At 70.4% G+C, this 9,220-nt stretch carries 9 protein-coding genes; 6 read left to right on the top strand and 3 right to left on the bottom strand.

All coding sequences use genetic code 11. The features are described from left to right. The first annotated feature begins 112 nt into the window (after nucleotides 1-112). Complete coding sequence (locus KBI5_RS22420; RefSeq protein ID WP_011435992.1) at nucleotides 113-340, top strand: hypothetical protein; 228 nt, start codon at nucleotides 113-115, stop codon at nucleotides 338-340. A 48-nt stretch (nucleotides 341-388) separates the two neighbouring features. Here the strand turns inward: KBI5_RS22420 and KBI5_RS22415 are convergent, their stop codons facing one another. Next, entirely contained in the window at nucleotides 389-2,608 is a 2,220-nt protein-coding gene (locus KBI5_RS22415; protein WP_085016366.1) for an ATP-dependent RecD-like DNA helicase, read from the bottom strand. A 264-nt stretch (nucleotides 2,609-2,872) separates the two neighbouring features. Then, complete coding sequence (locus KBI5_RS22410; RefSeq protein WP_011435990.1) at nucleotides 2,873-3,556, bottom strand: TetR family transcriptional regulator; 684 nt, start codon at nucleotides 3,554-3,556, stop codon at nucleotides 2,873-2,875. Between the two features lie 84 nt (nucleotides 3,557-3,640). Here KBI5_RS22410 and KBI5_RS22405 point away from each other — a divergent pair, with 84 nt between their 5' ends. The 5 genes from KBI5_RS22405 to KBI5_RS22385 all read left to right on the top strand — a co-directional run bounded on the left by KBI5_RS22405 (nucleotide 3,641) and on the right by KBI5_RS22385 (nucleotide 8,696). Next, nucleotides 3,641-4,483 carry a 3-hydroxybutyryl-CoA dehydrogenase gene (locus KBI5_RS22405; protein ID WP_035909043.1) on the top strand — a complete coding sequence of 281 codons (843 nt, stop codon included), beginning with the start codon at nucleotides 3,641-3,643 and terminating at the stop codon, nucleotides 4,481-4,483. An 83-nt stretch (nucleotides 4,484-4,566) separates the two neighbouring features. After that, nucleotides 4,567-5,730 carry an acyl-CoA dehydrogenase family protein gene (locus tag KBI5_RS22400; protein ID WP_011435988.1) on the top strand — a complete coding sequence of 388 codons (1,164 nt, stop codon included), beginning with the start codon at nucleotides 4,567-4,569 and terminating at the stop codon, nucleotides 5,728-5,730. Nucleotides 5,731-6,272: 542 nt separating this feature from the next. Next, nucleotides 6,273-7,190 carry an NADP-dependent oxidoreductase gene (locus tag KBI5_RS22395; protein WP_035730472.1) on the top strand — a complete coding sequence of 306 codons (918 nt, stop codon included), beginning with the start codon at nucleotides 6,273-6,275 and terminating at the stop codon, nucleotides 7,188-7,190. An 86-nt stretch (nucleotides 7,191-7,276) separates the two neighbouring features. After that, on the top strand, nucleotides 7,277-7,957 hold the full coding sequence (locus KBI5_RS22390) for a GNAT family N-acetyltransferase (protein WP_085016368.1): 681 nt from the start codon (nucleotides 7,277-7,279) through the stop codon (nucleotides 7,955-7,957). A 199-nt stretch (nucleotides 7,958-8,156) separates the two neighbouring features. Further along, nucleotides 8,157-8,696: a pyridoxamine 5'-phosphate oxidase family protein gene (locus tag KBI5_RS22385; RefSeq protein ID WP_011435984.1), complete on the top strand. Its 540-nt coding sequence runs from the start codon at nucleotides 8,157-8,159 to the stop codon at nucleotides 8,694-8,696. Between the two features lie 28 nt (nucleotides 8,697-8,724). On the opposite strand, the gene KBI5_RS27415 is transcribed toward KBI5_RS22385, so the two are convergent. Beyond that, nucleotides 8,725-9,220 (bottom strand): alcohol dehydrogenase catalytic domain-containing protein (locus KBI5_RS27415; protein WP_206745270.1); only part of this gene is annotated, 496 nt, incomplete at its 5' end.

Raw genomic sequence — 9,220 nt, 5'->3', positions numbered from 1 at the left:
CGCGAACGTGCCGGAGCCCTGACCGGGGATTGCCAGCCGGCCGACCGGGCGCCCCCGTCCCCGGACCAGGTAAGGGTCCGGGGCACGAACGCCGACGAATGAGGAGACGACGATGCTGCTCGCCGAGGAACTTCTCCTGCTCGCGCTCGCGGGCCCGGCCCGTCTACTCGAGGTGGTGGCACCCGAGCGCGCGTCCCGCGGGCACGCGAAGGAGCGGATCCGGACGGCGACCGACCTGACGCCGGTCGCCCCGATCGTCAAGAAGGTCATCGCGGAAGCGGAGGCAGTGGTCATAGCCGCGGCAACCAGCGTGAGCCTGGGCGTGGCGGCGTCGAGCTGACCGTGTCGCCGTTACCGTTACGAGCCGATGGTAGGTGGTGTTCACCAGTCACCCGCTACGCAGCCGGTGGTCGAGCGCGGTGTGCCGCTGGCCGTGACCGGCGGCCCGCACCGCCTGGCCGATCGCCCGGCGGGATCCCACCAGCACGACCAGCTTCTTCGCCCGGGTGACGGCCGTGTAGAGCAGATTGCGTTGCAGCATCATCCAGGCGCTGGTGGTGAGCGGGATGACGACCGCGGGGTACTCACTGCCCTGGGAGCGGTGGATCGTCACCGCGTAGGCGTGGGTCAGCTCGTCGAGCTCCCCGAAGTCGTAGTCGATGTCCTCGTCCTCGTCGGTCCGGATGGTGAGCGTCTGGTTCTCCACATCCAGCGCGGTGACCACGCCGAGAGTGCCGTTGAAGACCCCGCTCGCGCCCTTGTCGTAGTTGTTGCGCACCTGCGTAACCTTGTCGCCGACCCGGAACGTCCGGCTGCCAAAGCGCCGCTCGGCCACGTTCGGGCGGGACGGCGTCAGGGCCTCCTGCAGCAGGGTGTTCAGCGCGCCGGCCCCCGCCGGGCCGCGGTGCATCGGGGTCAGTACCTGCACGTCCCGGCGCGGATCAAGCCCGAACTTCGCCGGAATCCGCCGGGCGACCACCTCCGCGGTGATTTTCGCCGCCTCCTCCGCCTCCTCGGCGGCGAACAAGAAGAAGTCGGGCAGTCCCCGGACCAGCGGATAGTCACCACGGTTGATGCGGTGCGCGTTGGTCACCACCCCGGACTCGGTCGCCGCTCGGAAGACCTGGGTGAGCCGGACATGCGGGATCGGCGTCCCCTCGGCGAGCAGGTCGCGTAGCACCTGGCCGGCACCGACCGACGGCAGCTGGTCGACGTCGCCGACCAGCAGCAGATGCGCGCCGGGCGGAACCGCCTTGGCAAGCTTGTTCGCCAGTAGCAGGTCGACCATCGACGCCTCGTCAACGACGATCAGGTCGGCGTCGAGCGGGCGGTCCCGGTCGAAGGCGGCGTCACCGCCCGGCCGCAGCTCCAGCAGCCGGTGCACCGTCGATGCCTCGTGCCCGGTCAGCTCGGTCAGCCGCTTCGCGGCCCGGCCGGTCGGCGCGGCGAGGATCACCTTCGCCTGCCGGGCCAGTGCGAGCGTCACGATGGAGCGGACGGTGAAACTCTTGCCGCAGCCCGGTCCGCCCGTCAGCACGGCGACCCTGGACGTCAGGGCAAGCTGCACCGCATCGCGCTGGGCCGGCGCGAGCTCGACCCCGGTCCGCTCCCGCAGCCAGCCCAACGCCCGGTCCCAGTCCACCGAGGCGAAGGCGGCCAACCGGTCCGCGCCGGTATTCAGCAGGCGGCGCAACTGGCCGGCAACGGATATCTCGGCCCGGTGGAACGGCACCAGGTAGATCGCGGCCGTCGGCGTCGCCGGATCCTCGCTTGGAACCTCCTCCCGGACGACCCCGTCCTCGGCGACCAGCTCCCCCAGGCACTCGATGACGTCACCGGTGTCGACCTGGAGAATCTGCACGGCGTCGCTGATGAGCCGGGGCTCGGGCAGAAAGCAGTGGCCACCGCCGTCGGTGGCCTCGGACAGCGTGAACAGCAGGCCAGCCTTGATCCGCTGCGGACTGTCATGCGGAATCCCCACCGCCTTCGCGATGGTGTCCGCGGTGYGGAACCCGATGCCCCAGACGTCCGTGGCCAGCCGGTAGGGCTCATTGCGCACCACACCGATCGACGCGTCCCCGTACTGTTTGTAGATCCGCACCGCCAGCGAGGTGGACACACCCACCCCCTGAAGAAAGACCATCACCTCCTTGATGGCCTTCTGTTCCTCCCACGCCTCGGCGATCGCCCTGGTACGCTTCGGGCCGAGCTTCGGCACCTCGATGAGTCGTTCCGGCTCCTTTTCGATGACGTCCAGCGCCGCGACCCCGAAATGCTCGACGATGCGTTCGGCCAGGCGCGGACCGATGCCCTTGATAAGGCCCGAGCCGAGATAGCGCTGCACGCCCTGGACGGTCGCCGGCAGCACGGTCGTGTAATCCTCGACCTGGAACYGGCGGCCGTACTGCGGGTGCGAACCCCATCGCCCCCGCATCCGTAGCGACTCCCCCGGCTGCGCGCCGAGCAACGCCCCGACGACGGTCACCAGGTCACCGCCGCGCCCGGTGTCAACCCGCGCGACCGTGTAGCCGGTCTCCTCGTTGGCATAGGTGATCCGTTCCAGCACCGCATCGAGGACCGCGCCGCGGAAGGGTTCGCGTCCGATCATGGTAGCCGCCGGGACGCCGGGACGATGAGAATCACCGCTTCCTCGGGGTGGGACAAGACGATCTCCAGCTTCGGATGGGGTAGCAGGGTAACGGACCGAGCGGGGCAACGAGCAGAGCAGCCGGGCGGGCGGTGTCCGCCCCGGACCGTGTGCCCATCCTGCCCTTCGGTCGATCGCCACCGTTCCCCGGCGCGGTCCGGGGCGTCCCCTTCCGTGACCAGTACCGCGAAGTAGGTCCGCCGGCATCCCTTTCAGACACCCTCGCTAGCTCAAGGGGCGCCGCTGTTCCTCTTCAAGTGCCCGACGCAGCCGGGTGACCACGGCGTCCACGCCGGCGGAGGTGCGGAATATGACAACGGCTGTCCCGGCTTCAGCAGGTGTTTCGAGATGCTCGAGCGCCACCTCCATCGCACGGTTGAACTCCTCGCCGGGGGAGGTGGTCTCGCCTCGGAGCCAGCGTCGGAGCACATGGTTGTGGGCGGTGACGATGGCCGCGGACACCAACTCGGCACGCAGGGCGCCGTCGGGCGCGTTGCCCATCCAGTCGCGCAGGAACCTGGCGAACAGGCGCTGATACTGCCGGATGCCGGCCACCTCGCGGGCGCGCAGTGTAGGGACGGTGCTGGTCAGGCGGTAGCGGGCGCGGGCGAGCTCGCCCTCGGCGAGGTAGTGCTGCAGCACTATGCGGGCGGCCTCCGCGAGAGCGAGCCCGCGGGTCTCTGGAGCGGCGGTCGCAAGCCGGGCTTCGATGTGGCCGAGCAGCACGTCGTGCTCGGGAAAGATCACGTCCTCCTTGGACCGGTAGATCCGGAAGAACGTCGTCCGACCGACGCCCGCGCGTTGCGCGATGTCGTCGACCGTCGTGCCCTCGAAGCCACGCTCCTCGAAGAGCTCGAACGCCGCCGCGACGAGCCTGTCCTTGGCCAAGCGGGCCGGCTGCTGCTCCACGGCACCGAAATTACTTGGTGGTACGTAGTTCCACAACTATGATACTGCGTACCAACACCGTGGAGGAGGAGCCAGGTGAACGCCATCAACAAGGTCGGTATCGTCGGCTGTGGCCTGATGGGTGCCGGGATCGCCGAGGTCTGCGCCCGTGCCGGCAAGGACGTGGTCGTCGTGGAGATGACCACGCCCGCCGTGACCGCGGGACGGCAGCGCCTGGAGACATCACTGTCCCGCGCGGAGAGCCGCGGCAAGGTGGCCAGCGCCGCGGAAGTACTCGAACGCATCCAGGTCGTCGAGGACATCGAGGCCCTGGCCGACCGCGGCCTCGTGGTGGAGGCGATCGTCGAGGACGAGACCGCCAAGTCCACGCTGTTCAAGCGACTCGACGAGGTCGTCAAGGACCCGGACGCGGTGCTGGCCTCCAACACCTCCTCCATTCCGATCATGAAGCTCGCCGTGGCCACCGAACGGCCCACCCATGTCCTGGGTATCCACTTCTTCAACCCGGTCCCGGTGCTGTCCCTGGTCGAACTGGTGCCGAGCCTGCTGACCGACCCGGAGACGACCGAGCGGGCGCGGGCGTTCGTGCAGGACGATCTGGGCAAGCACGCCATCGACTGCCAGGACCGGGCGGGCTTCGTGGTCAACGCCCTGCTGATCCCGTTCGTGCTCTCGGCGATCCGGATGCTGGAGTCCGGGTTCGCCACGGCCGAGGACATCGACCAGGGACTGGTCCGTGGTGCCGCCCACCCGCAAGGACCGCTGGCGCTGGCTGACCTGATCGGGCTGGACACCACCAAGGCAGTGGCCGAGTCGCTGTACGAGGAGTTCAAGGAACCCCTCTATGCGCCGCCGCCGCTGCTGGCCCGCATGGTCGACGCCGGCCTGCTGGGTCGCAAGACCGGCCGCGGCTTCTACACCTACTGAGCGCCCTACACCTACTGAGCGCCTTAGTAACTCTTCTGCACCTACTGAGCGCCCTGGCAAGCGACCTAGTGAGCGAGGAACCCATGACCGCCACCGACTTCGACCTGTACCGACTCAGCGACGAGCACCTCGAGTTGCGCGACGCCGTGCGCACCCTGGCCTACGACAAGATCGCGCCGTACGCCGCCGACGTCGACGCCCACAGCCGGTTCCCGCAGGAGGCCTACGACGCGCTGGTGGCCTCCGACTTCCACGCGCCCCACGTCCCTGTCGAATACGACGGCGTCGGCGCCGACGCGCTCGCCACCTGCATCGTCATCGAGGAGGTCGCCCGCGTCTGCGCGTCCTCCTCGCTGATCCCCGCCGTGAACAAGCTCGGCAGCCTCCCGCTCATCCTCGGCGGCACCGACGACCTGAAACAGCGATACCTCCCACCGCTGGCCCGCGGCGAGGCCGCCTTCTCCTACGGCCTCTCCGAACGTGAGGCCGGCTCCGACACCGCTGCGATGAAGACCCGCGCCGTCCGCGACGGCGACCACTGGGTGCTCTCCGGGCAGAAGTCCTGGATCACCAACGCGGGGATCTCCGAGTACTACACCGTGCTCGCCGTCACCGACCCCGACGGCCGACGCGGCGCCAACATCAGCGCTTTCATCGTGGAGAGCTCCGACCCGGGCTTCTCCGTCGGCAGCCCGGAGAAGAAGCTGGGCATCAAGGGCTCTCCGACCCGCGAGCTGCTCTTCGACGACTGCCGAATTCCCGAGGATCGTCTCATCGGCGAGCTCGGTCACGGCCTCCGGCTGGCGCTGCGTACTCTCGACCACACTCGGGTGACCATCGGTGCACAAGCCATCGGCATCGCCCAGGGCGCACTCGACCTCGCCCTGAACTACGTCAAGGAGCGCAAGCAGTTCGGCAAGCGCATCGCGGACTTCCAGGGGATCCAGTTCATGCTTGCCGACATGGCCATGGCGCTGGAGGCCGCGCGCCAGATGGTGTATGTCGCCGCCGCCAAGTCCGAGCGGGGGGACGCCGACCTCACGTTCTTCGGCGCCGCCGCCAAGTGTCTGGCGTCGGACACCGCCATGCAGGTGACCACCGACGCCGTACAGCTACTCGGCGGCTACGGCTACACCCAGGACTTCCCCGCCGAACGGCTCATGCGGGACGCCAAGATCACCCAGATCTACGAAGGTACCAACCAGATCCAGCGCATCGTCATGGCCCGCCAGCTCCTCGCCGGCTAACTCCGCTGGCCCTACCTGGAGGGAGTTAGCAGGCTTATGGGAGTCACCGGGTCGGCTGTAGGGCAGGCTCGGTGCCGGTAGCCACCGGCGGGGTCGTGGCCGTGAGCGCAGAACCGGCCCCGCCAGGTCACCCCCGCCGAGCAGGTGCGGTCCTACGAGTTACTCACCGAGCAGTGGCTGCGCCGGACGTGAGTCGGCCGGGTTCGCACCTGTCCAGGCCTTTCTCGGCCTCCCAGGTCACCCCGGCCTTTCCCGGCCTCCCCCGGCCTCTCCCCCAGCCTTCTTCGATCTTCTTCGGCCCTTCTTCGACGTCGAACAGAACCAGAATTCGACTATCGGCCTGACCTCGGCGGTGGCCGCCGCCGTCCCGGTGCCGGCCACCGCCGGAAGGTGACGGCCCGCCCCGGTGTTGTAGGTGATCGCGGTCGGCGTTGACGCCTGCCGCGGACATCGCGGACATCGCGGACATCGCGGAGGTCTCGACGCGGTGGGACAGCCGCGGCGGGACGGCCAGGGAAACGGCGAAGGGAACGGTGGTTGTGGTGCCGAAGGCTTACGTCTACAACGACCACGGCGGTCCGGAGGTGGAGGCGTTCGCTGACCTCCCGATCCCGGTGGCCGGGCCGGGTCAGCTCACGATCGCGGTACGCGCCGCCGGGGTCAACCCCGTGGACTGGAAGCTGCGGGGCGGCCTGCGGCTGCCGGCCGCCCCGCCGGCCGTGTTTCCGGTCGTGCTCGGAGTGGAGGCCTCCGGCGTGGTGACGCAGGTGGGCCCGGACGTCAACGGATTCGCCGTCGGCGACGAGGTGTTCGGCAGCGCGCCGGGCGGTGGCTACGCCGAGTACACGGTGCTGACCGCCAGGGAGAGCGCGCGCAAGCCGGCCGCGGTGTCCTTCGTGGCCGCGGCGACGCTTCCGGTCGCGGCGGCGACCGCCTACGACGGCGTGCACCAGCTGGCCCTGCCGCCCGGCGCCACCCTGCTGATCATCGGTGTGGGTGGCGGCGTGGGAGTGGCCGCCGCGCAGATCGCCCGGCATGCGGGCCTGACGGTCGTCGGCACCGCGAGCGCCGGCAAGAAGGACTTCGTCGAGGCCCTCGGCGTGGCGCACGTCGAGCCGGGCCCCGATGTCGCGGACCGGGTGCGGGCCGCCGCGTCCCGGGGGGTCGACGGAATCTACGATCTCGTCGGGGGCGAGACGCTGGACGACGTCGTCGAGGTCCTCGCGGACCGGTCGAAGCTCGTCACGGCCTTGTCTGGGGCGAGCGACCGGTACGGCGGGACGACGGTCCAGCGGGCCCGGGACAGYCGCGTGCTCGACGCGGTCGCCCAGCTGGTCGTGGACGACGCGCTGGACCCGCTCGTGACCGCGACCTTCCCGCTGGACCAGGCCCCGGCGGCGCTGCGCGCGGTGGAGAACGGCCACGCCCGCGGCAAGATCGTGATCAAGGTCGCCGCGTGACCGAGCTTGCCGTTCCCCGACAGCACGCCCCCGGGCGGCCGGGACCCGACCGGCCGGAGCCCGGGCGGCACGCGACCGGCCAGCATGTGCTGAACAACCCCGTCCGTTCCTCCCTCCTGGGTCCGCACGCGCATTTCGCCGAGCGGGTCGGTGACGTGCTGCGCTACCCGGTCGGCGTGTCACCGTTCGTCGCCCTGCCGGACGTGCCCGACGAGAGCACCTGGCGCAACGTCGCGGCGCTGCTCGGCCCGGGCGCGATCGCGCCGTTCACCGGCATCGACGCTTCCCCGCCGCCCGGCTGGGGGGATGCGATCTTCGACGGCGCGCAGCTCGTAGACGAGGGGGTCGACGCGCTCCCGGACGAGGAGGCCGTGCGGCTGGGGACCGCGGACGTGCCGGAGATGCTCGCGCTGGCCGAACGCACCAAACCCGGGCCGTTCCTGCCTCGCACGATCGAGCTCGGCACGTACCTCGGCATCCGGCGGGACGGCACGCTGGTGGCGATGGCCGGGGAACGGCTGCACCCGCCCGGCTGGACCGAGATCAGCGCCGTCTGCACGGACGCGGACCACCGGGGCCAGGGCCTCGYGACCCGGCTCGTCCGCGCGGTCGCCGCGGGCATCCGGGCCCGCGGGGAGACACCGTTCCTGCACGCCGCGGCGACCAACACGAACGCGATCCGGCTCTACGAGTCGCTCGGGTTCCGGCTGCGGCGTGAGGTGACGTTCCGCGCCGCGCGGATACCGGACATCGAGCCGGCCGCGTGACCACCGCCCGGCCGCGTAACCACCGTCCCGGCCGGCCGGCGAACGCCTTCCCCGCGGACCGGTGCGGACCACCGGCAGGCCATCCCCCGGTCGGACGACCCGCGCCGGCGCGACGACCGGCCCTGCCCGCGGTCGCCCCGTCCGACTACCGTCCAGAAGTGGAGGTACGTCGACTACCCAGAACGAGGGGGATGACGCGATGACCCCGCCGAACGCGGGCGCGCCGGCGCTCGTCACCGTGGCTTCACCGACCGATCGGACCGAGCTGGCCATGCCCACGACGCAGACACCGACCCAGACCAGCGGGACCAGCATCAGGGTGGCGTTCGCCTTCGACCATGCCGGTGGCGGGGTGCTGTCCCCCGCAACCTGCCTGTGGCTGCTCGGGAACGAGCAGCTCGGCCGGGTGGCGTTCCGGGCGGATGGGGAGGTCCTCGTGCTGCCGGTGAACTACGTGATGGACGGGGAGGCGGTGGCCTTCCGGACGGCCGTGGGCTCGAAGCTGACCGCCGCGATCGAGGAGGACGCGGTTGGTTTCGAGGTCGACGGGCGCGATCCGGCGTCCCGCAGCGGCTGGAGCGTCCTGATCAATGGGAAGGCCGTGTCCGTCACCGACCCGGGCACGCTGGCCAGGCTTGAGCAGACGGGACTCAAGCCCTGGGCGGACCGCATCGAGCATCCGCACTGGGTACGGATCCTGCCCGAGTCGATGACCGGCCGGGCCGTCATCCACTCCTGACCCGCCGGCTCGAGCGGAAACCCGCGTTTCAGCGCATCACGAGACCATCGTCGATCACCACCGACTGCCTGGTAGCGTCACCGCGCGCCGCCCGGTCGCCCACGGCGACCGAGCCGACACCATCGCCCACGTCGACCACGGTGCCGCCTAGCTCGTGTCCCAGGACGAGGGGGATCGACAGGCCGGTCAGCGGATGCGGCTCGGCGTGGAAGAGGATGGGGCCGGCGTAGTGCTCGTGCAGGTCGCTGCCACAGATCCCGTTGTGGGCGACGCGAAGTTTGACGTGCCCCGGCCGGCACCCCGGTTCGGGGACCTCCTCGACCTTGACGTCCTCGCGATCTCGGTACACGGCTGYGCGCATGATCGAGGGGGCGGCGGGCCGACGCGGGCCGGCGGGCTCGGGTCGGGTCGGGTAGCTCCGACCGGGTGGCTCCAGCCGGATGTGGCTCCGATCGGGTAACTCCGACCGGGTGGTTCCGACCGGGTGGCTCCGACCGGGTGTGACCCAGGGCTCCGGCGAGGTA

Source organism: Frankia sp. KB5 (assembly GCF_002099325.1).
GTDB lineage: Bacteria > Actinomycetota > Actinomycetes > Frankiales > Frankiaceae > Frankia > Frankia casuarinae.
Note: the sequence above shows the minus strand (reverse complement) of the source record. Positions and strands in the feature narration are given on the sequence as shown.